The organism is Pseudanabaena sp. CCNP1317 (genome assembly GCF_034931345.1).
Lineage (GTDB): Bacteria > Cyanobacteriota > Cyanobacteriia > Pseudanabaenales > Pseudanabaenaceae > Pseudanabaena > Pseudanabaena galeata.
Genome location: NZ_JAYGIF010000101.1, coordinates 21,550 through 45,595 on the forward strand (window position 1 = coordinate 21,550; position 24,046 = coordinate 45,595).

Annotated in this window: 22 protein-coding genes; 8 read left to right on the forward strand and 14 right to left on the reverse strand. The window is 43.9% G+C overall.

Features of this window, described 5'->3' with window-relative positions; translation table 11 throughout:
• Window position 1: 1 nt before the first annotated feature.
• Together pflB and VB775_RS18050 are read right to left on the reverse strand one after the other, a co-directional pair.
• Window positions 2–2,230 carry a formate C-acetyltransferase gene (gene pflB / locus VB775_RS18045; RefSeq protein WP_281006196.1) on the reverse strand — a complete coding sequence of 743 codons (2,229 nt, stop codon included), beginning with the start codon at window positions 2,228–2,230 and terminating at the stop codon, window positions 2–4.
• 207 nt (window positions 2,231–2,437) lie between these two features.
• Window positions 2,438–2,968 (reverse strand): hypothetical protein, encoded by a 531-nt coding sequence (locus tag VB775_RS18050; protein WP_281006195.1) that lies wholly within the window; start codon window positions 2,966–2,968, stop codon window positions 2,438–2,440.
• 346 nt (window positions 2,969–3,314) lie between these two features.
• On the opposite strand from VB775_RS18050, the gene VB775_RS18055 reads away from it, so the two are divergent.
• Complete coding sequence (locus VB775_RS18055; RefSeq protein WP_281006194.1) at window positions 3,315–4,340, forward strand: S1C family serine protease; 1,026 nt, start codon at window positions 3,315–3,317, stop codon at window positions 4,338–4,340.
• Window positions 4,341–4,511: 171 nt separating this feature from the next.
• Here the strand turns inward: VB775_RS18055 and galT are convergent, their stop codons facing one another.
• From galT to VB775_RS18070, 3 genes are read right to left on the reverse strand one after another with little or no spacing between them, the layout of a single operon-like run.
• Window positions 4,512–5,522 (reverse strand): galactose-1-phosphate uridylyltransferase, encoded by a 1,011-nt coding sequence (galT, locus tag VB775_RS18060; RefSeq protein WP_281006193.1) that lies wholly within the window; start codon window positions 5,520–5,522, stop codon window positions 4,512–4,514.
• A gap of 22 nt (window positions 5,523–5,544) precedes the next feature.
• Window positions 5,545–7,074 (reverse strand): diguanylate cyclase domain-containing protein, encoded by a 1,530-nt coding sequence (locus VB775_RS18065; protein ID WP_281006192.1) that lies wholly within the window; start codon window positions 7,072–7,074, stop codon window positions 5,545–5,547.
• A 42-nt stretch (window positions 7,075–7,116) separates the two neighbouring features.
• A complete protein-coding gene (locus VB775_RS18070; RefSeq protein ID WP_281006191.1) occupies window positions 7,117–7,971 on the reverse strand; it encodes a Tab2/Atab2 family RNA-binding protein in 855 nt (284 codons plus the stop codon).
• Window positions 7,972–8,479: 508 nt separating this feature from the next.
• Here VB775_RS18070 and obgE point away from each other — a divergent pair.
• Complete coding sequence (gene obgE, locus VB775_RS18075) at window positions 8,480–9,475, forward strand: GTPase ObgE (protein ID WP_281006190.1); 996 nt, start codon at window positions 8,480–8,482, stop codon at window positions 9,473–9,475.
• Between the two features lie 41 nt (window positions 9,476–9,516).
• Here obgE and VB775_RS18080 read toward each other — a convergent pair whose 3' ends face one another.
• The 3 genes from VB775_RS18080 to VB775_RS18090 form a co-directional block, all read right to left on the reverse strand.
• A complete protein-coding gene (locus VB775_RS18080) occupies window positions 9,517–9,846 on the reverse strand; it encodes a DUF4359 domain-containing protein (RefSeq protein ID WP_281006189.1) in 330 nt (109 codons plus the stop codon).
• Window positions 9,847–9,949: 103 nt separating this feature from the next.
• Window positions 9,950–10,798, reverse strand: a complete 849-nt coding sequence (locus VB775_RS18085) for a 3'(2'),5'-bisphosphate nucleotidase CysQ (protein ID WP_323216899.1) — start codon at window positions 10,796–10,798, stop codon at window positions 9,950–9,952.
• A gap of 190 nt (window positions 10,799–10,988) precedes the next feature.
• The gene (locus tag VB775_RS18090; RefSeq protein ID WP_190580297.1) at window positions 10,989–11,156 is read right to left on the reverse strand and encodes a metallothionein; all 168 of its coding nucleotides are present in this window, start codon (window positions 11,154–11,156) and stop codon (window positions 10,989–10,991) included.
• 97 nt (window positions 11,157–11,253) lie between these two features.
• On the opposite strand from VB775_RS18090, the gene VB775_RS18095 reads away from it, so the two are divergent.
• The 5 genes from VB775_RS18095 to VB775_RS18115 all read left to right on the forward strand — a co-directional run bounded on the left by VB775_RS18095 (window position 11,254) and on the right by VB775_RS18115 (window position 18,626).
• On the forward strand, window positions 11,254–11,631 hold the full coding sequence (locus tag VB775_RS18095; RefSeq protein ID WP_281006187.1) for an ArsR/SmtB family transcription factor: 378 nt from the start codon (window positions 11,254–11,256) through the stop codon (window positions 11,629–11,631).
• 109 nt (window positions 11,632–11,740) lie between these two features.
• Complete coding sequence (locus VB775_RS18100; RefSeq protein WP_281006186.1) at window positions 11,741–13,840, forward strand: D-alanyl-lipoteichoic acid biosynthesis protein DltD; 2,100 nt, start codon at window positions 11,741–11,743, stop codon at window positions 13,838–13,840.
• A gap of 273 nt (window positions 13,841–14,113) precedes the next feature.
• Window positions 14,114–16,126, forward strand: a complete 2,013-nt coding sequence (locus VB775_RS18105; RefSeq protein ID WP_281006185.1) for a GspE/PulE family protein — start codon at window positions 14,114–14,116, stop codon at window positions 16,124–16,126.
• 92 nt (window positions 16,127–16,218) lie between these two features.
• Window positions 16,219–17,373 carry a type IV pilus twitching motility protein PilT gene (locus VB775_RS18110; RefSeq protein ID WP_281009426.1) on the forward strand — a complete coding sequence of 385 codons (1,155 nt, stop codon included), beginning with the start codon at window positions 16,219–16,221 and terminating at the stop codon, window positions 17,371–17,373.
• A gap of 44 nt (window positions 17,374–17,417) precedes the next feature.
• Window positions 17,418–18,626: a type II secretion system F family protein gene (locus VB775_RS18115; RefSeq protein ID WP_281006184.1), complete on the forward strand. Its 1,209-nt coding sequence runs from the start codon at window positions 17,418–17,420 to the stop codon at window positions 18,624–18,626.
• A gap of 30 nt (window positions 18,627–18,656) precedes the next feature.
• On the opposite strand, the gene miaA is transcribed toward VB775_RS18115, so the two are convergent.
• Window positions 18,657–19,571 carry a tRNA (adenosine(37)-N6)-dimethylallyltransferase MiaA gene (miaA, locus tag VB775_RS18120; protein ID WP_281006182.1) on the reverse strand — a complete coding sequence of 305 codons (915 nt, stop codon included), beginning with the start codon at window positions 19,569–19,571 and terminating at the stop codon, window positions 18,657–18,659.
• Window positions 19,572–19,975: 404 nt separating this feature from the next.
• Here miaA and VB775_RS18125 point away from each other — a divergent pair, with 404 nt between their 5' ends.
• Entirely contained in the window at window positions 19,976–20,440 is a 465-nt protein-coding gene (locus VB775_RS18125) for a pentapeptide repeat-containing protein (protein ID WP_281006181.1), read from the forward strand.
• A gap of 33 nt (window positions 20,441–20,473) precedes the next feature.
• On the opposite strand, the gene tnpB is transcribed toward VB775_RS18125, so the two are convergent.
• The 5 genes from tnpB to VB775_RS18150 all read right to left on the reverse strand — a co-directional run bounded on the left by tnpB (window position 20,474) and on the right by VB775_RS18150 (window position 23,991).
• Window positions 20,474–21,667: an IS200/IS605 family element RNA-guided endonuclease TnpB gene (gene tnpB, locus VB775_RS18130; protein WP_281006180.1), complete on the reverse strand. Its 1,194-nt coding sequence runs from the start codon at window positions 21,665–21,667 to the stop codon at window positions 20,474–20,476.
• Between the two features lie 174 nt (window positions 21,668–21,841).
• Complete coding sequence (locus VB775_RS18135) at window positions 21,842–22,423, reverse strand: thermonuclease family protein (protein WP_281006179.1); 582 nt, start codon at window positions 22,421–22,423, stop codon at window positions 21,842–21,844.
• A 46-nt stretch (window positions 22,424–22,469) separates the two neighbouring features.
• Window positions 22,470–22,841, reverse strand: coding sequence for a 2Fe-2S iron-sulfur cluster-binding protein (locus VB775_RS18140; RefSeq protein WP_281006178.1), 372 nt, complete (start codon window positions 22,839–22,841; stop codon window positions 22,470–22,472).
• Between the two features lie 5 nt (window positions 22,842–22,846).
• The gene (locus tag VB775_RS18145; protein WP_281006177.1) at window positions 22,847–23,395 is read right to left on the reverse strand and encodes a 3-isopropylmalate dehydratase; all 549 of its coding nucleotides are present in this window, start codon (window positions 23,393–23,395) and stop codon (window positions 22,847–22,849) included.
• Between the two features lie 92 nt (window positions 23,396–23,487).
• Window positions 23,488–23,991, reverse strand: a complete 504-nt coding sequence (locus VB775_RS18150; protein WP_281006176.1) for a DNA recombination-mediator protein A — start codon at window positions 23,989–23,991, stop codon at window positions 23,488–23,490.
• Between the last annotated feature and the right edge of the window lie 55 nt (window positions 23,992–24,046).

Consider the following 24,046-nt stretch of genomic DNA (forward strand, 5'->3'; position numbering starts at 1 on the left):
ATTAGACACGTTCGTGGAACGTGCGCTTAATCACATCCAATTGCTGCTCGCGGGTGAGCTTAATGAAGTTCACCGCATAGCCCGACACCCGAATCGTCAGTTGTGGATAGTTTTCAGGGTGATCCATCGCATCCAGTAAAGTATTGCGATCCAGAGCATTCACATTAATGTGATGGCCGCCATCATGGAAATAGCCATCTAGCAAACCAACCAGATTATTAGTGCGATCGCTTTCCTGTCTACCAAGAGCCATTGGCACAATCGAGAAAGTATTGGAGATACCATCTTGACAATCGCTATAGGGGAGCTTAGCAACCGATGAGAGCGAGGCGATTGCGCCGCAAATATCGCGTCCATGCATCGGATTAGCTCCGGGGGCAAAGGGTTCGCCAGCCCTCCGTCCATCGGGAGTGTTACCTGTTTTCTTGCCATAGACCACATTGGAAGTAATGGTCAGCACGGATTGAGTAGGCACTGCATGGCGATAGGTAGGATGTTTGCGAATTTCATTCATGAACCTTGCCACGATGTCGATCGCCATATTATCTACGCGATCATCGTTATTGCCATATTTAGGATAGTCTCCTTCAGTTTCGTAATCTACTGCCAAGCCCTGCTCGTTGCGAATCACTTTCACCTTGGCATATTTAATAGCCGAGAGCGAGTCCGTCACTACGGACAAACCAGCGATTCCACAAGCCATGGTTCGATAGACATCGCGATCGTGCAGCGCCATTTCGATCCGCTCGTAGCAATACTTGTCATGCATATAGTGAATGACATTGAGCGTATTGATGTATGCCTTCGCCAGCCAGCCCATCATTTGCTGCAAGCGATCATTAACTTCTTGATAATCCAGATATTCACTGGTAATTGGTGCGAAGTTTGGCGCAACTTGATCCCCAGACTTCTCATCTTTACCACCGTTAATCGCATAGAGCAAAGTCTTCGCAAGGTTGACCCTCGCCCCGAAGAATTGCATCTGCTTACCAATTCGCATTACTGACACACAACAGGCGATCGCGTAGTCATCACCATAAATGGGACGCATCAAGTCGTCATTTTCATACTGGATGGAACTGGTGTCACTGGAAATCTTGGCGCAAAACTGTTTGAAGTTTTCAGGCAAATGTTCTGACCAAAGCACCGTTAAGTTAGGCTCAGGAGCTGCCCCCAAATTTGAGAGCGTATGCAAAAATCGATAACTAGATTTGGTAACTAAAGTCCGACCATCGGCACTCATTCCGCCAATCACTTCAGTAACCCATGTGGGATCGCCTGAGAACAGAGCATTGTAGTCAGGTGTACGCAAGAATCTTACCATGCGTAGCTTCATCACAAAATGGTCGATCAGTTCTTGCAATTCAATTTCTGTGGTTAGACCATTCCGCAAGTCCCGCTCGAAATATATGTCTAAAAACGTTGAAACTCGACCGAGGGACATCGCAGCCCCATTTTGTTCTTTGACAGCACCTAGATAGCCAAAATACAGCCATTGCACAGCTTCTTTTGCGGTCAATGCAGGGCGACCGATATCAAAGCCATACTTAGCCGCCATTTCCTTTAGCTCAAACAAAGCGCGAATTTGTTCGGAGAGTTCTTCACGCAGACGAATGGTTTCTTCGTCCATTACATCTAATTCGAGAGATTCTTTCTGGGTCTTTTTGTCATCAATCAGGCGATCGACCCCGTATAGAGCCACACGGCGATAGTCACCAATGATCCGTCCCCGTCCATAGGCATCAGGTAAACCTGTAATGATCCCCGATTTCCTTGCCTTTCGCATTTCACTGGTATAAGCGTCAAACACACCATCATTATGGGTTTTACGATATTTAGTAAAAACTTCTTCCGTTTGGGGATCAAGTTGATAACCATAGGCTTCTAGTCCAGCCTTAACCACACGAATACCGCCATAGGGCATGATGGCGCGTTTTAGAGGTTTATCGGTTTGTAAACCCACAATTTGTTCTAGTTCGCGATCAATATATCCCGCATCATGGGCTGCGATCGCGGTAGGAATCTTTGTATCAACATCCAATACCCCTTTTTCGCGCTCTAGCTTCATTAGTTCCAAGACTTCCTGCCAAAGCTGCTGTGTTCTTGCGGTTGGTGCAACTAGAAATTCGGTAGATCCTTCATAGGGAGTGTAATTCTTTTGGATAAAATCCCTAACGTTAATTTCTCTTGTCCAACTGCCTTCCGTAAAGCCCTGCCATTCTACATACATTGCTTTAATCTCCAATTTTTTTTGCGAAAGATTAAAATCAATTTAATTAAAATCAATTTATCTTTCTATTCCATTATAGATTTATCAACAAGTTCTCAAGAGAATGCTGTTAATGTCATTACAAAAGTTAACTACGCGATCGACTCATCACATCGCTTGATGAGAACAAAAGCTTGGAGTTAGTTAGGTCATGAAACTTGCTGTAAATTATTTCCATCCACACAGTTGTGTTGGAGAAGTCATGAGCGGCTGTTGATATTGATAAAATCCCTCAGTATTCAGCTTTGCATCATTAAACAAAATCCATTCAGTCTTTCCGCCTCGATCCATAGCAGTACGAATGACTTTGCCATCTTGGAGAGACAAGCGCCCTTCTTGATCCCAATTAAATTTAGTGCTTGGAATCCCAATCCATTGACTACCACCCCAAGACATTGCTAGAGCTTCGCCTGTCACTAGACTACCTCTCACTTCACCGCGAACACAGATTAAGTCATCCGTATGGGGGTAGCCATAATATCCATCCACGCGATCGCCTGTTTTGACAAAATTAAAACAGACTCCTACGCCATTGCGCCAATCTTGGGGTTGCGGTTGACTACAAAACTGATAGTTGCCATTTGATAGCGTGGCGATCGCATTTTGAGAATTAGCTTTGTCACTAGAGAGGAATAAACCCATAGAGACAGCTACCAAAATCACGCCGCAGAACTTGAGGAGATTGTTCTTGCTAGACACAATTGCATTACCTCCTAAATAGGAAGTTGCTTATATCTATATTCTACTCCTTTGTATTAACAACTGATGTTAATCGGAAGTTTCTAAGACCCTCACCCCTAGCCCCTCTCCCGCAGGAGAGGGGAACAAGAAATTAGTCTTACTCCCCCTCTCCTGCGGGAGAGGGGGCTGGGGGGTGAGGGTCTTAGAACAGAATGGCGGCGCAAAGCACTACTCTCACAATTGGGGATTACAGCGCCAAGCGCTTTAATCTGCGACAAATGGCTTAAACATTAATCGGAACTGTGCGATCGCAACTCGCGTCAAAATTGACAGAACAGGAATTATACAGACAGCAGAGAAGCCAATGAAACCCAAAGCGATCGCCTTGAGTGTGATAACCGCCTTATTAATTAGCATTCCCAGCTTTGGCAGAGTCACCACCGTATCCGCCGCACCCAAGGATTTTGAGCCTGAAGAAAAGATTACGATGGAAGTCTATCGGTCAGCAAATCCTGCGGTAGTAACCATCAAAGCGGCGAATAGCACTGGCTCAGGCAGCATCATTACCCCTGAAGGCTTAGTAATTACCAATGAGCATGTCATTCGTGACGCAAAAAATGGTCAGGTCAGAATTATCAATACTGAAGGGAAAACCTATAACGGACAAGTCCTTACGGTCGATCGCAAAAATGATTTGGCTTTAGTGCGGATTAACTCTAGCGATCGCTTTCCTACCCTAGTATTTGCCGATCGCGAAAGTATTCTGGTCGGTCAAAGAGTATTTGCGATCGGTAGCCCCTTTGGATTGTCAGGTACGCTCACCACTGGCATTCTCAGCCGTGTCGCAACCAATGGCGATCTGCAAACCGATGCCAGACTCAATCCTGGGAACTCTGGGGGACCCTTGCTCAACTCTCGTGGTGAAATGATTGGTGTAAATAAAGCGATTCTTAGCCCCGATGGACGCTCCAATACAGGAATTGGCTTTGCCATAAGCGCCCCCATCGCCAAAGAATTTCTCACCCGTAGCGCGGCGCTCATCAAGCCCAATACTGTCGCTAGTCTTCCTAGTTCTCAGACGAAATCAGCACCTGCCCTATCTCCCCAAACCAAGACTCCAGCGATCGCCTCGGCACAAACTGCACGATTAACAGAACGACCTCAATTAGGAGTGATTCTCAATCCAGCGAGCCTCACTGTTTATGAAGTGCGCCCTAACTCTCTGGCAAGTCTTATGGGTTTAAAACGTGGCGATCGCTTGATTGGATTAAATGGCGCACCGCTCAGCGATGCGAAACAAATTGTTGATTATCTGGCTCAGCGTCCATCGGTTGCACTTCTGACCGTAGCCAGAACTACAGGTATTACCAACTATCAAATCAAATTCTAAAGCCGAAAAGAGAAAGGGCGGCGCTTAGCGCCGCCCTTTCTCTTTTCGGCTTTAGACCTGAGCTACTCCCTTCCCACCGAAGAAATAGACATATAAAACCAAGAAATAGCGTGGCGGCGCGAAGCGCCGCCACGTCTATTCTTTCACTGGGAAGGGAGTAAGCAAAGGTTTTTAAATTTGAGAAGACACATCGATCTCTCGCAAAAATTTAGCGCTATCCTCTGGCATCGCTGGATTAATATACATGCCACTACCTAGCTCAAAGCCTGCTGCCCTAGTTACTCGCGGCACGATCGCTAAATACCAATGGAAATAGTCAGATTGCCTCTCATCGGTGGGCATAGAGCGAATTGTATAATTGTAAGCGGGGTTATTTAAACCATAGTAGAGCTTAGCTAGAACTGTTTTTAGACTATAGGCAAGATCCTCTAATTCAGTATCGGTAATATCACCAAAGCAGGAAACATGTTTACGGGGAAATACCCACAGATGGAAAGGCGAAAGCGCCGCATAGGGAATGAACGTGACAAAATGTTCTGTTTCTAAAACAATTCGCTCCTTTGCCTTTAACTCATCTCGGAGCGTATAGCAAAATAAACATTCGCCCATATCATCAAAATAACTAGTTGCTTCGACCATCCGATAGCGAATCTGGGAAGGCACAACAGGCGTGGCAGTAATTTGTGAATGGGGATGCTCTAAAGATGTCCCTGCGCTCTCACCATGATTTTTAAAGATGATGATGCTCTCAATGCGCTTATCTTCACTAATAACGTTATAGCGCTGACGATAAGCACTGAGGATATTAATCACATCACTAATATCCATTAGGGCGATCGTCGCATTGTGATCAGGATGTTCGATCAAGACTTCGTGATAGCCGATACCTGTAATCGAGCGATGAATACCTTCACTATGACGAATGCGATCGCCTATGGGAGAAAGCGCAGGATACTTATTCGGGATAATCCTCACTCGCCAACCGCGTTCGTCCTCTATGCGTAAATATTCGATTTCCGATGGATTTTCATTGCCTTTACAAAAAGGACAGCTATGTCTATAAATCGGTAGTTCTGGAGGAATATCGTCATGCGATCGCACAAATTCATGGGGGCGCTTCGCTCTCTCTGTAGCAAAAATCACCCAGTCTTTAGTAATCACGTTTTGGCGAAGATGTGACATAGCAATTTACGAAGTTTGAGTGCTAAGCGCTATCAGAGAAAACTACAGACTGATTGCGTCCCTGCTGTTTGGCACGATAAAGCGCGGTATCGGCTTGCTTGATCAGTGTTGCTAGCTCTTGCTTAGAATTTGGTAGCAGACTAGCAACGCCAAGACTAATCGTAACTATATCGCTGATACTAGAACTTTGGTGAACAATACCTAAATTTGTAATCGCAATCCGAATCTGCTCCGCAACTATCAATGCACCTTGAATATCGGTATTTGGTAAAATTATGACAAACTCTTCACCGCCATAGCGAGCTACTAGATCGGCAGGACGAGATAAAACTTGTTTAACGGTTTGGGCGATCGCCGTTAAACAAGCATCACCCATTTGATGTCCATAAAGATCGTTATAGAGTTTGAAATAATCAATATCAAATAAGATCAAAGAGATTGGTTGTACATCTCGGCTCAGTCTTTGCCATTCCATTTTCAGGCGATCGTCAAAACATCGACGGTTACCAACTTGGGTCAATCCATCAATATTCACCAACTTTTCTAATTCAAAGTTTGCCTTTTTAAGAAGAGCTTCACTGCGTTGTAATTCTGTAGTTTTCTCAATCACTTGCAATTCAAGATTTTCCATTGCTTGTTTGAGTGATAGCTGGGCTGCTTTTTTCTCATCAATGACAGCCGAAAGAATTAACGATGTTAAAGCCAGCACCGCCATAAAAGATTGCAGTAGCAACAAAGATGCATTGGGTTCATTGGGAATATAGAGACCATGATTTTTTGCCGTAGCTAAAATTGCAATTAGGGAAACGATACTCACTAATAAGCTCGCAAAAAAACTACCATACCGAAACACTGTCCAAATCAGAATTGGCAGAAATAGATAAGCCAAGGGATAGCCACTCACAAAAGCAATCCAGCTAACACCTAAAAATATACTCAGTCCCAGTCCTATCTCCCAAGATTTAGTCCAGATCTCTTTGTAAGAAAGGTTTTGCCATAGCAATATAGTCGGGGTAAAGATTAAATGTGGCAGCGCACTACCGAGCCACCAAGTCATCCAGCTAATGCCATAACTCGTCCATGGGATGATTCCAGTGATACAGAGGCTGGTAATCCCCAAGAAAGCGGATATAGTTGGTGAAAAAACTGCCGCCAAAATATATAGGACGACTGTATTGACATGACTAAAGATCTGTTTGTGGGGTGAAAACCTTTTAATTAGATAGGTGGCAATCATCGGCTGTAGAACATTTCCACAAGCACAAGCAATCAGAATTAATACGAGATTAAAAACCGATAATGATGAGATTTTTAATAAACCTAATGTCAGGGCATAGGTAGAGCCACCAATAATTCCTAAAATGACGCGATCGCCTAGTAAATAAACTAGGGCTAAAGTCATCCCTGAAGGAAACCAAACTGAAGCGACTGTACCAGGCAAAGTCGCAAAGTCATGACTAATCCTTACCCCATAAGCATAGGCAATTGCTATCAACAGATTCAGAATAATAAATTGAGCAATTCCCCTCTGCCATAGCCAATTGCCTTTCATGTAATACCCTGTGAAATTATCAGGCTTTTCTTATTTTACAGCCTATATAACCTCTTTTAGCATCCAAAATCCCGCAAAATGTTCGATATCTGGGCTAGTTTGTACTGCTAAGAAGTGAAATCCCTGAGAATTTTGTTTGGCTTCCTCAAAGGTGGCTCCTTGGGCGATCGCCTCTTTATCCTTGGGTGCTTGCAGATTTGCCAAAACCCATTGGGCATCAGCACTTGCCTCTAATTGCATCTGGGTGCGATCGCCTAGTAAGTTGCGCTCAAACTTGATAAATACAGGATCAACACCCGACATCCAAGCCGCTAGAGCCGTCGCCCTTGACGAAATAATAATAATCCCTGAAATAATGGTGTCGGGATCAAGATGGCTAATATCAAGCAGTTCGCTAAAGTCCATCGACCATTCCTTTGCTTCGGCAAAATCCCCTGCCTTCAGTGACACCAAGATCCACCGCTCACCCATCAGCGCATCAGGTACAGGCTTAGGATCTTGGGCGGCTAATACTTTCAATGGTAAAGGATTAGGATCAACGGCTTGAAATCCATCTCGGTTAGGATAAATGCTCGCCATTCTCTCCACTAACCAAGCTGACATCGTAAATACGCGACGCGACGCTTGTCCAGTAATCCCTGCCAGCTTACAACCACGCATAATAATATTGGTCATGCTGGGACGGAAGAAACGGATCTTAATCGGAGTTTGTCCAGTACTATTTACACAATCGGTGAGTTGCTTGGCTAACCATTCGGAGTTGACTTCTGTGGATGGACATTCTCGCACCCATTCAAACTGGCGATCGCGATCGCAGATCAGCAGTTCCCAAACTTTTTTATTATTGCTATCCAGTAAGGGACGTGAATAAAAATCTAACTCCCAAATATTCGACATAAAATGCTTTGACTTGACTTGTTTAAATTGACTTTTTTCATAATACTCCCTTCACCTTCGAGAGCTGATATTAATAAGTAAACTAGAAAGCTGTCCCGCCCGCTAAGCGGGCGGGACAGCTTTCTAGTTTACTTACCTAGTTAAGAAATTGCAGAGCCGTTTCTTAACCCAACGTGAGTTCGATATAGCCATTTGAGGCGTGCGAAGCACGACGCAAATGGCGAAAAATGGTAAGAATCGCTTAGCGATTCTTACCATTTTTCGCTTTCGTCGAACTGACGTTAATTTAGGCGATCGCTTAATTGGTGTTCTATCGTGAAAAGTATCCGATTACAATTCGCATTCGTAAATTATGAAGTAGAGTCTAATAGATTTGAAGTACGAGCGATCGCCACATCTAGTTTTATTACTACCGCAATCACTGCATAATAGAGATAAAACCAGTGAAGATGATCCTGCAAGTTAAGTGGATTGTCTTGGTTACACAGAGCAAGCAATTGAGTTAGTAATGCATTTTATTGATCGAGTTACGATACATGTCAAGTCTGGTGATGGTGGCGATGGGCTAGTTGCATTTCGCCGCGAGAAATATGTGCCTGCGGGTGGTCCTGCGGGTGGTAATGGTGGCAATGGCGGCTCGGTGATCTTACAAGCAACAACCGATCTGCAAACCCTTCTAGACTTTCGCTTCGAGAATATTTTTAAGGCGGAAAATGGTGAACGCGGTGGTCCCAGCAATATGACGGGTCGCAAAGGCAGCGATCGCGTGATCAAAGTCCCCGTCGGTACAGTGGTGATGAATGAAGAGACAGGTGATGTTTTAGGCGATCTCACCGAGGTTGATCAAACTTTGTTTGTGGCAAAAGGTGGCAAAGGCGGCTTGGGCAATAAATACTTTTTGAGTAATCAAAATCGCGCCCCTGACTACGCTTTACCAGGTTTACCAGGGGAAGAACTTAATCTTTATTTAGAACTAAAGCTAATTGCCGAAGTCGGGATCATTGGTTTACCTAATGCGGGTAAATCGACATTGATTTCTGTTGTATCGGCAGCTCGTCCCAAAATTGCTGATTATCCTTTCACCACGCTTGTACCAAATTTGGGCGTAGTCTCTAAGCCGTCAGGTGATGGGATTGTATTTGCGGATATTCCAGGATTAATCGAAGGTGCATCTGAGGGTATTGGTTTGGGGCATGACTTTTTGCGCCATGTGGAACGCACAAAACTATTAATTCATCTGATTGATGTCACTCAAGATGATCCCCTAGCGGCTTATCACACCATTCAAGAAGAGCTAGATGCTTATGGGCATGGCTTAGCTGATAAACCGCAAATTCTGGCTTTGAATAAGATTGATGCGATGTTGCCTGAAGATGTGGAGGTGATCGCCGCGCAGTTTGATCTACCGATTCTCGCTATTTCGGCGGCTTCCAAAAAGGGGCTAGATCAACTTTTGAAATCAGTCTGGAAAACCTTGGAGAAATTCGATCAGCAAAATCCCTAAAAAAAGGCGGTGCATTGCACCGCCTTTTTTTATTTGAACTTTTATTTGAACATGAAGAAATTGCCAAAAGCGCCTACTGTGGTTACTTTTTTGTTAGGCATATCAGTTTCGTAAAGACTGAATACTACAAAATTTTGCTGCTTAGTCGAGTTCTCAACCACTAACTTGATCGCACCTTTTCCCTGAGAGATAACAAATTTGCAGGATTGCTGAGCCGCGATCGGAATATTATCTCCAGCACAAATTGAGGTTTTACCCGTTTCCGAAAACTGCTCGGTTGCATAATCGATGTAACGCTCTTTACTAGGATTGCTAACAGCCATTACGCCAACGATTACAGCAGCACCAATCAAAATTACTTGTAATTTCATAATCAACTCAGACAATGGGCTTAAGCCCATTGTTCCTTAAATTTCTAAGTGTGTTAACTTTACTGAATAATTGCTACAAAAAGTAGGATATGCATTGCCCATTCTACTTTTTGATCGGCGCGATCGCATCTTGGCTAATCTGACAAATTTCATGATGACAATGCCCATTACTCGCCACGATCGTTCCCCACTGGCGCAGTTCCAAATTGTTGTAAGACAGCAATGACAAATCAGCATGGGTGAGTTGTCCACCAGCCTCGGTCAGAATAATTTCAGGAGCGCAATAGTCCCAATCCTTAGGTGCAGACTTCCCCGAAACCGAGATATAGACATCAGCATTACCTGAGGCGATCGCCGCAAATTTACCGCCAATGCTACCAACCGCAATTTCGGCAGCCTTAGGTAATTGCTGGAGAATACTTTCGAGTTGATAATTGCGATGGCTACGACTTGCCACTACCACCATTTGATTGAGATCGACTTTATTAGAAACCTGAATACGTTGCTGTAAACCATCTCTAGTCTCGATATATGCCCCATTGCCTAACATGCCTTGAAAAAGACGATCCTGAGCAGGTGTTGCCACGAGTCCTAGGACAGGACGTTGGCGATAGGTCAAACCAATATGCACCGCAAACTCATTAGTCCGACGGATGAAGTCACTCGTGCCATCCATCGGATCAATGATCCACACCCATTCATGCTCAAGGCGATCGATATTGTCCTCAGTTTCTTCGCTGAGATAGGCAAAGTTCTCAGTGCCAAATGATTGCTTTAACTGACTCAAAATGAAATCATTAGCCGCCAAATCTGCGGAAGTCACATTGCCCTCTTCGCCCCCCTTAAACCTAATTTCTAAGTCTTGAGGCTCCTGATAGTACTTCATCAGAATATCTCCAGCCCCCCAAGCGATCGGGCGAGCCAGCGACATAATTTCGTTTAAATTCAGCATCTTGAATTTTGGTGAAGCGAATGATTGCTTCTATTCTGTAACCAAAAGCCAAAAAGAAGCAAGTAGGTAAAGCCCACTTGCTCCTTTTTATATACCCACTTCCCAAGAAAGAATTAGTGGTGCGGCGCAAAGTGCCGCCATTATTTAGAAAACTGGGTGCTTTGCACCCAGTTTTCTCTGTCAATAAAATCTAACCGCAACCGCAACCAGACTTTTTACATCCTGCCGATCCTTCAGGATGTCCATCGGCACAAGCTTTGCTGCAATAGGGTTTGCCATTTGCCATGATCGCTGTGTCTAGGGAGACCATGCAACTACATTTAGGGCAAGCGCATTTAGTTTCTGTGAGAGTTGTCATATGTTTAATCCTATTCAATTGAATTTATTATATATGAATATACGTTCATATATCAAGGCGAATTACAAAAGCGATCGCTTTTTTGTAAAATGTAACGATGCTAAATTCTTCTGCACTTTCTTTTGATCACTTGCCGACTTGCGATCTCCATGCGATCGCCCCTGAAGCATTACAGGATTTAGTTAATGAGATTTTGCCAGCCGAGAAAGCACAAACCATGGCGGAATTTTTCGGAATGTTGAGTGATCCTAATCGTCTGCGGATTCTCTCAGTTTTATCGAAGCAAGAGCTTTGCGTTCACGATCTTGCCGTCGTAGTGGGCATGAGTGAATCGGCGGTATCTCATCAGTTGCGAGTTTTACGCACAATGCGTCTAGTTAGTTATCGTAAAAGTAAGCGCAAAGTCTATTACCAACTCCTCGATCATCATGTCTTAGAACTTTATCGATCTGTGTCTGAGCATTTAGATGAATAGGCAACATAAGCCGTATGTTGCCTTATAAAACAACTTTTTGTCTGGTTGTGAATTCGCCGTGCTAACCTTGTAGCAAATTTTTTATCCTGCTGACCTCTTCAAATAGCCAATGGAAATAACATCATCCTTAGATGCAAATCCACTACTAACACCAAGCCCAGATTCGAGTACAGATGCAGGTACGGATGCGAATCAACCCTCTCGTTTGCCCAATCATCAATTGAGTGCGCCTACTATCAAGCCTACTTTGATACAGGAATCTTCACCAAGCATTTTGACGGAGGAATTAGCAGGAATCAAACTTTCCCATACCAAACAAAAAGGGGATTGCTTATATCTCTATAGTCAAGATCGAGAAGTCAACTGTGCAACTAAGATATTAGAGGCGATCGCCCCAAGCACACAGGATTTAGAAAGTTCAGTTTTATATGCCGAAGGAATCCACCGTCTGAAGTTGCATGGCAATGCATGGGCGTTGGGACTGGATTTGCCGATCGCCCCATCGGCAATCATCGCTGCTGAAATTATTGCCGCATTACTGACCAGCTTCCGTCAAGATCCGCAACTAGCCCCAAAACTTGCTCAAACTAAGCTGAAGTTGCTGCTCCAAAATAACTGTCTCAATTTACTATGTGAGACGCGCAGTGCGATTTTGCAAGCAGAGATCGCACTGCCTATGTTAAATACTTTGCGAACCGTGAGTGCATCGGAATATTTTCAATCAGTGACAGTATCCAGCCGCGTCATCGGTGAGAAAAAACCGAGTTGGTCGTTTGAAATTGACTTGCTAGCGATCGGTCTACAGAACTCTAATGATGACGAACTATCAACGATAGAAAATGAACAAGAGCAAAGCATTGAGTTTATTGGTGAAGATGTAGAGGAAGCTAATGCTTGGCAGAAACTAAGTGGATATTCAGGGACGAAAATACTTGCGGTCGGACAAGCCATTTTTGGATTGAAATGGCTAGGGCAGACTGAACCGAAAATGCTCTCTTTATCTGCTTGTATGGCAAGCTTAGCGATCGGTATTGCTACAACAATCGTGGTTGATCGGACGCTGAGTAATTATGCTCAACCCGATCAGTCAACCAAGCTGATCATTGCTGACTCCAAAATTGATGTGTCAGTAAATCAACCCGAAACTTCTCCCGAAAAAGGGTTTACCAATAAGCCTGCTCCTAATTTTAATATTGCTTTATTCAATGAGAAATTATCTCTTCTTGATTGGCAGACAACAAATAAACAGCGATCGCCTGAAGTTTTAATTGTGGGTAGTTCGCGGGCTTTACGGGGCATCGAACCAAAAACCTTAGAAAAAACGCTGATCACCAAAGGCTACAAAAATGTCAGCGTCTTTAATCTCGGTATTGATGGCGCAACCGCTAAGGTGGTGAACTTGCAAATTACGCAAATACTCTCACCATCTCAACTACCGCGTCTAATTATTTGGGCTGATGGATTGAGAGCTTTTAATAGTAGTCGCAAAGATCTTACCTATGAGGAAATTACGGCTTCGGTTGGCTATACGCAATTGCAGGAAACTCTCAAAGATAAAAATCGGAATCTTGAGCCTATAGCTAACCAAAATGCGATCGCTACCACATCACCAAATCCGATCACCACATCCTTTGACCTTCTGTTTACTACCTTTTCCAAACGGCAAGAAATTCGGACTTCGTTAGTCCAGAAATTTGATCGCAATACGCAAATGCTCAGTAATAGCGAAGCCCTGATTGCGGCGACCATGCCCAGCACCGTTACCGCCCTTGACCCCAAAGGCTTTGTTGCGTTTGATGTCACCTTCGATCCCAACACCTATTTTCAAAAATTTCCCCAAGTCCCAGGGGATTACGATCTGGACTATCGCAATTTTGAGACCAATGGCTCCCAATTCGAGGCTTTTGCCAATGTAGTTGATTTTTGTCGCCGCAATAATATTGAGCTTTTGGTCGTGAATATGCCCTTACATGCCACCTATCTCGATCAAATTCGTACTCAATATGAGGCTATTTTCAATGGTCGAATGCAAGAACTCGCCTTACGTGAAGGCTTTACCTATCTCGATCTTTCCCAAGCGATTATCAATCAATCCGACCTTTTTTCAGACCCCAGCCACTTAAACAAAAAAGGAGCGATCGCCATCTCTCAACTGCTTGCTCAAAACCCCAAAGTCCGATGGCAAGTCCTCCCTAAGAACGGGAAATAGCGCAAAGCGCTATAAAACCCAAAAGATGAGTGGCGGCGCGAAGCGCCGCCACTCATCTTTTTGACCCAAAGCAAAACTTACATGGCTATGGGCGATCGCCCAAATTTTTAGCTTATTTTGTAAAACTATGAAACACTTGTGCTATTTTTGCCCAATATAGTTATGCAAACAGCTATGATCGCCTTACATGGCTTTGCGAACGCACCTCATATTACTTGGCGATCGTAAAATCTAATCTCACTTGGGTAATGAACTCTTAGGAAATCTTGGGCTATGAATACATCAGATCAAGCGCCAACCACTGCCGCAAGCAGAAACAAAACTAAAGCTCTGGCAAAACGGGGAGGTCGAACTCCCTTCGAGAGCAAACTGATTCAAGCAGGACATGCCACCTCAGACCAGTTCGATCGCGCTGTCAAAGATAGCCAAGAACAAAATGTTCCATTCCTCAGCGTCCTAGAGCAAATTCTGGGGCAGCAACTAGCTCCAGACATTACCCGCTATTACAAGCGCCAACAACTTTTTGAACTGCGGGTTCTTTACGGGCTAGAACCGATCGATCCCGATGTCGAAATTGACAAGTTTGACATTCCTACTCTCAGCACCTTACTTGACTCCAACATTATTCCAATTTCCACTTGTCGGGACTGCGAAGTATTGCCGCTAGTTAAGACTGAAAATAGCATTACGATCGCTGTAGTCTCTCCCGACAGCTACAAAGTCCAAAATGAGATTGCTCGCCTACTTAAAAACATCACAATCGTTCGGCGCGTGATCTCCCGTGAAGATTTTCATCGCACCTTTGACAATATTGTCCAATTTCAAGTTAACAAGAGTGCTAAGGCTGAAGGAGCAATCAGCGACGAAGATCTTCAAATCAAAGATGATGTTTTTAGTGAAGATATCACTGGGGCAGATGATGGCGATGAACTCATGGTGGGCGGCGAAAATTCCGCTCCAATCATCAGTCTCGTCGATAAAATTCTCGTTAAAGCGCTCAAAGAAGGATGTTCAGATATCCACATCGAACCACAAGAAAAAGACCTTTGCATCCGTCTTCGTAAAGATGGAGTACTGCGCGAATACTTCTTCCTGAGTGAAGGCAAGCGCTTACCACGTAACATCGTCAATGCTGTTATCTCGCGCTTTAAGATTATCTCCAACCTGAATATTGCTGAAAAGCGCGTTCCTCAAGATGGCAAACTGAAGCGCAACTTCCAAGGTCGGCGGGTGGATTTCCGCGTCAATACCTGTCCCACTCAAAATGGGGAAAAAGTAGTTTTGCGGATTCTGGATAACTCCAATACGCAACTTGGACTTAATAAACTGATTAGCGATCCCGAAAGCTTAGAACTGATGCAAAGCTTTGCCAAACGTCCCTATGGATTGATCTTGGTTACAGGTCCCACAGGTTCAGGCAAGACTACCACCCTATACTCGACCCTTGCTGAATGTAATGATCCTGGTATCAACATCAGTACTGCTGAAGATCCTGTTGAATATAACTTACCTGGTCTGACCCAGTGCCAAGTGCTGCGTGAAAAGGGAATGACATTTGCGAGCATTCTCCGTGCCTTCTTACGACAAGATCCTGACGTAATCCTTGTTGGTGAAACCAGAGATGCAGAAACAGCAAAAACAGCGATCGAAGCTGCGCTAACAGGGCACTTAGTTCTCACGACATTACACACCAACGACGCGCCTAGCAGTATTGCTCGTCTGGAAGAAATGGGCGTAGAGCCATTTATGGCAAGTACCGCGATCATTGGTGTTCTTGCCCAACGTCTCCTTCGCCGAATCTGTGACAACTGCCGCATCCCCTATAACCCTAGCCAAGAAGAACTCGATCGCTTCGGTTTACCCAGCAGCGATCTCGAAAAAACCTTCTATCGAGCCAACATCGTTAACCGCGAAGCCATGCTACCTGGACAACGAGTATGTCCAAAATGTAGTGGGTCTGGGTATAAAGGTCGAGCAGGTGTCTATGAGATCATGAAAATGACCGAACGCTTGCAAAGTGCCATCAACAAAGGCGCAACAACCGAAGTAATTAAAGAAATTGCTGTCCAAGAGGGCATGAAGACTCTGATGGCATATGCTTTTGACTTGGTGCGAAATGGAGCAACGACTCTAGACGAAGTGCTGCGAGTCGTATATACAGACAAAGGACGTGAAGCAGAAGAACGCGCCCGACGCGGTAAAGGGCTGGAATGTGACAACTGTGATGCTATGCTCACACCCGAAACAGTTGAATGCCCGTACTGTACAACGCCTCGAACTTTCTAAAATAAAAACTGCGCGAAGCGCAGTTTTTATCGGCTATATAGGGAATCATGCACTTAATTAAGATTAGATCAGGAGAATAGCCCGCTATGGTAATGGACTACATCATTGAAGACTTGATGGAAGAGGTGGTAGAACGCAAAGGTTCTGACCTCCACATTTCCGCAGGACTTCCCCCTTACATCCGTATTAATGGTCACCTCACCCGTACCGATCGCGATCCACTTACCCCAGAAGAAACTCAGCGATTGATTTTTGCGATGCTGAATAACAATCAGCGTAAAGCCCTTGAACAAAACTGGGAGTTAGACTGCTCCTATGGGGTTAAGGGACTTGCAAGATTTCGGGTGAATGTTTATAAAGATCGGGGAACCTATGCTGCTTGTCTACGGGCGCTTTCTTCTAAGATTCCTGATATGGACGATCTCAACTTGCCGCCCATTGTTCGTGAACTCAGTGAAAAGCCGCGTGGACTAGTGCTAGTTACAGGCCCCACGGGTTCAGGTAAAACCACGACCTTAGCCGCAATGATCCAAACGATCAATAAAACTCGTGCCGAACATATTCTCACGGTTGAAGATCCGATTGAATTTGTCTATGAATCCGTCAAAAGTGTGATCCACCAGCGTCAAGTCGGGGAAGACACTAAAACCTTTGCAAATGCATTAAAAGCGGCGCTGCGGGAAGATCCAGATGTAATTCTCGTGGGTGAAATGCGTGATTTAGAAACGATTCAGTTAGCCGTATCCGCCGCCGAAACAGGACATCTTGTATTTGGGACATTACATACCAGTTCTGCTTCGCAGACGGTAGATCGCATGGTGGATGTATTCCCACCTGAGCAACAGGGACAAATTCGCGTACAGCTTTCTAACTCCCTTGTGGCTGTATTGAGCCAAACCCTTGTCCAGCGACATAATCCACAACCAGGGCAGTTTGGGCGCGTGATGGCTCAGGAAATTATGGTGGTCACACCTGCGATCTCCAACCTCATCCGTGAAGGTAAAACTGCACAAATGTATGGCTTTATCCAAACAGGTGGTAAAGAATCAATGCAAACTCTTGAATCGGTGTTGGCAAAGTTATATATGGATGGCGACATTACCTTTGAAGCAGCAATGTCGAAGACTTCGCGTCCTGAAGAATTATTGCGTGTAGTTGGACCAAATCCTGCTCCTGTAATGAAGCGAAAAGCAACTGGAGATTTGCGATCGCCAGACATGATCAAATCGCGGTCAATTAGCGGTTAACCCATAGTTTTCAATCCATAATTCCTATCAAATGAGGTTCAATAATGGCAAAGTTTAAGGGAACACTCAAGGACTCCCAAGGCAGATCGGTACAGCAGACAATGGTTGCTGTAACAGTCAAAGAAGCCCGTGAAACTTGGAAGCAAAAAGGCTTTGTTGTTCAAGATATCAAAGAAGTGAAAGGTGGCTTTGATTTCGCTGGCTTCACGATGAAAAAAGTGACCGTCAAGGACTTAGCTTTGTTCTCCCGACAATTAGCAACCTTGGTTAATGCTGGTGTATCAATGGTGCGTGGTTTAGGGGTAATGTGCGATCAATGTGCCAACCCTAGACTCAAAATTGCCCTAACCGAAGTTCTGGACGATGTGCAGCAAGGTACTAACTTCTCGGACGCACTGCGTAAGCACCCGAAGGTATTCGACAAGTTGTATTGTGCGATGGTGCAAGCTGGTGAAACTGGTGGTGTGCTAGATGATGTTTTAGCTCGTCTAGCCACATTACTGGAAGATTCGGCCCGCTTAAATAACCAAATCAAATCAGCGATGACCTATCCAATTGTGGTTACATCGATCGCTGTTTTAATCTTCTTAGCGATGTGTATTTTCATCATTCCCGTATTTGATGGCGTATTCAAGAGCTTAGGTGGTGAATTACCCGCATTTACACAAATATTGGTAAATATCAGTAACTTTTTAAAGAGTCCATCGGTAGCGATTATTCCCATTACTATCTTTGCTCTTAGTTTTGTTTACAACCGTGTTTATGCTACTCCTGCTGGCAAACTTTACCTTGATGGTGTTTTCTTGAAGTTGCCTTTGTTTGGCGATCTTGTAGTGAAGACAGCCGTAGCTCGATTTGCGCGGACTTTTGGCTCACTCTCTCGTGCAGGCGTACCAATTTTGGCTTCACTGGAAATTACGGCAGAAACCGCAGGTAATTTGGTGATTTCTAATGCGATCGACTCAGCAAGAAATGCCGTGAGAGAAGGTGGTCAAATTGCACCTGCGATGGAAAAAACGGAAGTATTCCCTGTAATGGCTTTGCAAATGGTCAGTATTGGCGAAGAAACTGGTGAAATCGACAAGATGCTTATGAAGGTCGCTGACTTTTATGAGAATGAAGTTGAAGAAGCGGTCAAGGCTCTCACAAGTTTAATGGAACCATTGATGATCGTTGTCTTAGGTGGAATGGTCGGTTCGATTATTGTCGGGATGTACTTACCGATTTTCTCGATTATGGACAAAATCAAATAATAAAAAAAGCCCTGCTACGCAGGGCTTTTTTTATAACTGTGCGATCGCATCTTCCCAAGTACTTCCCGATCGCAACCAATGAATTGGTAAATTCCCATTACCCGAACCGCGAAACCATGTGCGTTGACGTTTAGCAAATTGGCAAGTATGGGTCACGGTTAATAACTTGGCAGTTTCTAGATCGGTTTTATTGTCTAAATAGTCAGACATCTCACCATAGCCCAAAGTTTTTAAAAGCGGTAAATCCTTTCCATAAAGCTTTTGCAAATCACGAATTTCATCTAACCAACCATTTAGGAACATCTGTTCAGTGCGATCGCTGACTAACTTGCGATAAGCATCGAGATCTTGACAATCTAAACCAATCTGCACAATTGGATAACTGGGTGGTTGCTCATATTGTTGCTCTGAGAGGGGATGACCTGTTACATAAAAAACCTCTAGCGATCGCCAAGTTCTAATTTGATCGTTGGCATGGATTTTGGTAGCTCCCATAGGATCAACCTGCTTTAGAACTTGATAGCAGTAATTTTGTCCAAGTTCCTCAAACTGCGATCGCAGTTCAGGCTGAGGCGCTACTCTAGGAATTTTTAGCCCTGCGGTAATTGCCTTAATATACAAGCCTGAGCCACCGACTAAAATCGGCGTAATTCCCTCAGCATGAAACTTTGCTATTAAAGTTTGCGCCTGATCTTGATAATCTGCCAATGTCAAAGTTTGGTCGGGTTCGATAATATCAATCAAGTAATGGGGTACGCCTTGACGTTCTTCGATATTTGGTTTTGCCGTACCGATATCAAAATGACGGTAAACTTGGCGCGAATCCGCACTTAGAATTGGCGCGTTTAGGTGCTTGGCGAGTGCGATCGCTAGACTAGTCTTACCAGTCGCTGTTGCTCCCAAAATTACAATTAAACCAACAGATTGTTTTATCGATTCCATCATTGGTTCAGCATAATATTTTTATACGAATTCTCAAAATGGCTACACCATTTTGAGAATTCGTATTAACGTAATTAACCTCAGTTCGGGTTAATTTCAAACTAGCTCCTAGAGAGGGTTCGCGCTGCGAACCCTCTCTAGGAGCCAAAACAGTAAAAGCCTCGCTTCGCGAGGCTTTTACTGTTTTGGCTTTTAAAATTTTGTAGCTTATCCCGAACTCACGTTAATTAAGCATAAGTAAACTTAAAACCCAGAGTGCCGTGCGGCAATCTGGATTTGGTTTATTGTTTGTTACTAATTCTGCTTTTTGAGGTAAAGAATAGTGACGACAAAACCCATAGAACGAATCTGAAAGTAATTGCAGCGATAATAGATGTATCGCATTCCTTTTATATGAGGAGGGCAAAATGAAAACTAAATTATTTGCAATTTTGGCTGTGATTGGAATTGGGTGGGCTATGCCTTTAGAGGCTTTTGATCCTGTCCAAGTTCAACAACTACTGCAAACCAAACAATGTGCAGGTTGCGATTTAACTAACGCAAATCTTGCAGGTACTGATTTGAGCCAATCGCACTTAATCGGCGCATCTCTCATGGGAGCAAACTTAAGTGGGGCTAATCTCACCAATGCTAATTTGGAGGGTGCTGATCTTACAGGTGCAAAGCTAGAAACAGCAAATCTCACCAAAGCTTTTTTGACCAATGCTATTCTCGATGACACCAATTTAAAGGGTGCTAATTTTACTAACGCTGTGTTAATCCATGCGAACTTACGCAGAGCAAATATTAACAATGCCATCTTCAAAAATGCCAACGTGAACGGTGCTGACTTTACTGGTACAAATTACAGTCTAGCTACCAGTGAGGAATAATTTCCAGTAAGTGAACTACCAGACGCTGACCGCTTAGGCGGTACAGCGCTGGCTTCCTGATTCAACGGGGATAGCGTCCAACAAAACCGAAGTTTTACCAGATCGACTTACATCCCCTCCACAGGCAGACCCGCTAGTTCCTAACGAGATAATCCGCAAGGCTTCATTCCTAATATTGATCGCTGCATTTACATCACGGTCATGGTGAGTACCACAATGCCTACAAGTCCATGCCCTGACATCAAGACTGAGGTTGTCAATCCGATTTAGGCATACATGGCAAGTCTTGGAGCTAGGAAACCATCGATCAATCTCGATATATTGCCTTCCTTCGCTTTCAGCCTTGTATTTAAGCATTGTGCAGAACATACCCCATCCAACATCGCTAATCGCTTTGGCTAAGTTGTGATTCTTGACCATGCCCTTAATGTTGAGATTTTCCACTGCAATAACTTGGTTTTCGTTGACTATCTTGCGGGATAGTTTGTGCAGAAAATCTTCGCGACATCTAGCAATTTTGGAGTGAACTTTTGCCACTGCCAATCTTGCCTTTTTACGGTTTTGACTACCCTTCTTTTTCTTGGATAGCTTTTGTTGTTTGCGCTTTAAGTTGTGTTGATGTTTGATAAAGAATCTAGGATTATCAAACTTAGATCCGTCACTGGTAATCGCAAAATGAGTTAATCCAACGTCAAAACCAATAGCTTTGTCCACTGGTACTAATTCAGGACTAGCTTTGCCATCGTCAACCAAGACAGATACAAAATGCTTACCATCAGGATTACGAGAAACAGTGACGGTTTTGATATCACCTTCAAAGTCGCGATGACGCTGACAGTGTACCAACCCGATCTTAGGTAGATTAATCTTGTCGCCATCAAACTTGACGTTTTGGGGATAACTAATTGACTGCCTACCATGCTTTGATTTGAATTTAGGCAACATTGCCCTCTTATCAAAGAAGTTTTTGTAGGCAGTGGATAGATTCAATGCGACTACTTGCAAGCATTGAGAGTACGGCTCTTTTAGCCATTCATATTCTTTCTTGAGTGCAGGGAGTAAGCCTTGTATACATCCTCTAGTTAGCCCTTTACCAGTAGTTTTGTAGGTTTCTTGACATAGGTTTAAGGCATAGTTCCAGAACCATCTCGCACAGCCAAAAGACTTTGCAAGCAAGGTTTCTTGCTCGCTTGTGGGATAGATTCTGTATTTGTATGCTTTATACATTTATCAAGATTATAGAATACTGATAAGCTAATTATGGCATAGATAACTTCTATTGATTCGCTGTCGCTCAATTTATTTCTGGCTCACTTTCATCCCGTCACTCATCCTTGTAAACGGATAGAGTGCGGGACTTCCCGTTCGCGTTAATTAAAAGGCGGTGTGAAGCGCCGCTTTTTAATTACTTAATTGGCGGCGAAAGTCTCTAGGACTGAGGCGTAATGGATTTTGGGTGTCCCAAATTCCTAGCTCTTGTAATCTTGCTTTAGATTGGGCGCGACTGATCCTTGCGTCGTATTTAACATTGGGCGAATAGGAATCAGCGATCGCCAACCCTTCGGCTACTAAATATTGATTAACTAATAAATTATCTTTCCAAATATAGGCAAGCAGGCGATCTGAGTTATCTTTTTGCTTGACATCAAACTCTAAAATCACCTTCTGCTCTTTGATTAAATCCGATAGACGCTGACGAGCGCGATCGCCCCAAGGAGATTGCTCTTTGAGTGGCGCACTCATCCCAAGCAGTCGCACTCGCTGCACGGTCATATTTGGATTACTCACAACTGTTGCCTCGACTGTCTGACCACTGACAACTCGATTGATAATCCAGATTTCGCCATTGATCTGTTCCTTGGGCTGCATAAAGGCGATCGCTATATTAGCAATCGTCAAAAAAACAACTAACAGTACAACCCAAATAAATGTACGCGGAGATGATTGGGCGATCGCGTCTTTTTTCCCTGCTTTAGAATTCATAGGCATAATTTAAAGCATAAAGGGCGCTTCGCGCCCTTTATGCAATTTAGTCATGATCAATGGGAATACCAAACTGAAACCAATGGCGCTTGCGTTTGGCAAAGAAATTGCCGAACTGTAACCGATAGACTTCATCCTCATCTTGGGTTTCTAGATCTAAATCTGATAGGGCATAACCTGAGCAAATAAGTGCGTATCCTTCATCTTGTAAGGTTTTGGATAAACCGATTACCTCATGTTGATCGATTTGCCCTGACTTGACCCGCATCGCGCAAGCTGTACAAGCACCATTCAAGCAGGAAAAAGGCAGTTTAATACCTTGATCTTCTAAAGAGTCAAGAATATAGCGATCGCCTTCGATATCAGCTTCATAGAGTTTATCGTTTTGGCGATCGTGAATGCGAATGTGGTAGGACATAGGTTTTATACACGAGTAGGAATCATGCCTGTTAGTCGAGCATAATCAAATAAACCACCCGCATCAATGACGGGGCGGACATCTCCAAGAGACTTGAGTGAATAAGTTTCTCCAGTCGTCTCATTAATAATTAGGTCATTGTCAAAATCAATGGTTGCTTCTTCACCAGTTTTAAAGTGAGCAACCAAGCGATCCTCTGACTCCCAAGGATATAGCTCACCTGTCGCCGTACAGTTACGAAAGAAAATTCTGGCATAGGACTGGGCAACCACTGCCTCTAGACCCGCAGCACCAAGGGCGATCGGTGCATGTTCTCGCGAAGAACCACAGCCAAAGTTTTCACCAGCCACAATGATCGAATAAACTGTTTTGCTCTCACCTTCAGCAATAAAGCGATCGTAGCGATCGGGTAGTCCAATCATCGCATAGCTACCCAATTTTTCATACTCATCGGGCTTAGATGGTACAAGTGTGAGATATTCCGCAGGAATAATTTGGTCAGTATCGATATTGTCATCCAATACAAATACCTTACCTTTAATTGTTTTACTCATAATCTTCGCTTATAAACTACTGGCTAAACAGCTAATCAAAACCCAATTTTTTGTGGCGCGGCAAAGCCGCGCCACAAAAAATTGGTTTGGAGCTAATCAAAATAAAATAGAGTGACAACCTTTCGTTGCTCCTCAGCATCCTGACAGGTTTGTAATAGAGTCTCACTGCCATGAAACGCAAAGCAAATCAGTTGCTGACACTTGGAAATGATTTCTTGATTACAACGGCTACTTGCTTCAGCTAAAGGCAACGTATCATTTTCACTATGCTCAATTAAATGAATCACATTTTCTAGCTGTTCGCGAGATTCATAGGGCTGTTTATCAAGGCTTTGAGGCAAAATTACGGTCAACAAATTGGGGTCGGCTCGCAAAGCTCCCCGAATCGCAGCAAAATTTGTACCTGTTGCCCCAGAGGTAATAATACTGTTGCCAGATAGAGCCAAGGCATAGCTGAGCAGTTCGATCAGCAGTTGGTGAGTTAATGGCACATGGCGGGAGCCTAAAAACGCAATTCGCTTTGAGCCTTGCTGCTGTATCGTGGCTAGCTCTTGCAAAAAGTCGTCTAGCTTGGGTAGATTAATTGACTGAGTCAAACAAATCCCTCTCGATTACTACTTACTGAACGAATACTTACACAATATCACTTAA

What these genes read in the sequence shown, in the direction of transcription:
- galT (WP_281006193.1), bottom strand. Translation starts at nt 5,522, where the DNA reads ATGTCACATCTTCGCCAAAACGTGATTACTAAAGACTGGGTGATTTTT.
- VB775_RS18080 (WP_281006189.1), bottom strand. Translation starts at nt 9,846, where the DNA reads ATGAAATTACAAGTAATTTTGATTGGTGCTGCTGTAATCGTTGGCGTA.
- VB775_RS18085 (WP_323216899.1), bottom strand. Translation starts at nt 10,798, where the DNA reads ATGCTGAATTTAAACGAAATTATGTCGCTGGCTCGCCCGATCGCTTGG.
- tnpB (WP_281006180.1), bottom strand. Translation starts at nt 21,667, where the DNA reads ATGTATAAAGCATACAAATACAGAATCTATCCCACAAGCGAGCAAGAA.
- VB775_RS18135 (WP_281006179.1), bottom strand. Translation starts at nt 22,423, where the DNA reads ATGAATTCTAAAGCAGGGAAAAAAGACGCGATCGCCCAATCATCTCCG.
- VB775_RS18140 (WP_281006178.1), bottom strand. Translation starts at nt 22,841, where the DNA reads ATGTCCTACCACATTCGCATTCACGATCGCCAAAACGATAAACTCTAT.
- VB775_RS18110 (WP_281009426.1), top strand. Translation starts at nt 16,219, where the DNA reads ATGGACTACATCATTGAAGACTTGATGGAAGAGGTGGTAGAACGCAAA.
- VB775_RS18105 (WP_281006185.1), top strand. Translation starts at nt 14,114, where the DNA reads ATGAATACATCAGATCAAGCGCCAACCACTGCCGCAAGCAGAAACAAA.
- VB775_RS18065 (WP_281006192.1), bottom strand. Translation starts at nt 7,074, where the DNA reads ATGAAAGGCAATTGGCTATGGCAGAGGGGAATTGCTCAATTTATTATT.
- pflB (WP_281006196.1), bottom strand. Translation starts at nt 2,230, where the DNA reads ATGTATGTAGAATGGCAGGGCTTTACGGAAGGCAGTTGGACAAGAGAA.
- VB775_RS18070 (WP_281006191.1), bottom strand. Translation starts at nt 7,971, where the DNA reads ATGTCGAATATTTGGGAGTTAGATTTTTATTCACGTCCCTTACTGGAT.
- VB775_RS18090 (WP_190580297.1), bottom strand. Translation starts at nt 11,156, where the DNA reads ATGACAACTCTCACAGAAACTAAATGCGCTTGCCCTAAATGTAGTTGC.
- VB775_RS18055 (WP_281006194.1), top strand. Translation starts at nt 3,315, where the DNA reads ATGAAACCCAAAGCGATCGCCTTGAGTGTGATAACCGCCTTATTAATT.
- obgE (WP_281006190.1), top strand. Translation starts at nt 8,480, where the DNA reads ATGCATTTTATTGATCGAGTTACGATACATGTCAAGTCTGGTGATGGT.
- VB775_RS18095 (WP_281006187.1), top strand. Translation starts at nt 11,254, where the DNA reads ATGCTAAATTCTTCTGCACTTTCTTTTGATCACTTGCCGACTTGCGAT.
- VB775_RS18115 (WP_281006184.1), top strand. Translation starts at nt 17,418, where the DNA reads ATGGCAAAGTTTAAGGGAACACTCAAGGACTCCCAAGGCAGATCGGTA.
- VB775_RS18125 (WP_281006181.1), top strand. Translation starts at nt 19,976, where the DNA reads ATGAAAACTAAATTATTTGCAATTTTGGCTGTGATTGGAATTGGGTGG.
- VB775_RS18145 (WP_281006177.1), bottom strand. Translation starts at nt 23,395, where the DNA reads ATGAGTAAAACAATTAAAGGTAAGGTATTTGTATTGGATGACAATATC.
- VB775_RS18100 (WP_281006186.1), top strand. Translation starts at nt 11,741, where the DNA reads ATGGAAATAACATCATCCTTAGATGCAAATCCACTACTAACACCAAGC.
- miaA (WP_281006182.1), bottom strand. Translation starts at nt 19,571, where the DNA reads ATGATGGAATCGATAAAACAATCTGTTGGTTTAATTGTAATTTTGGGA.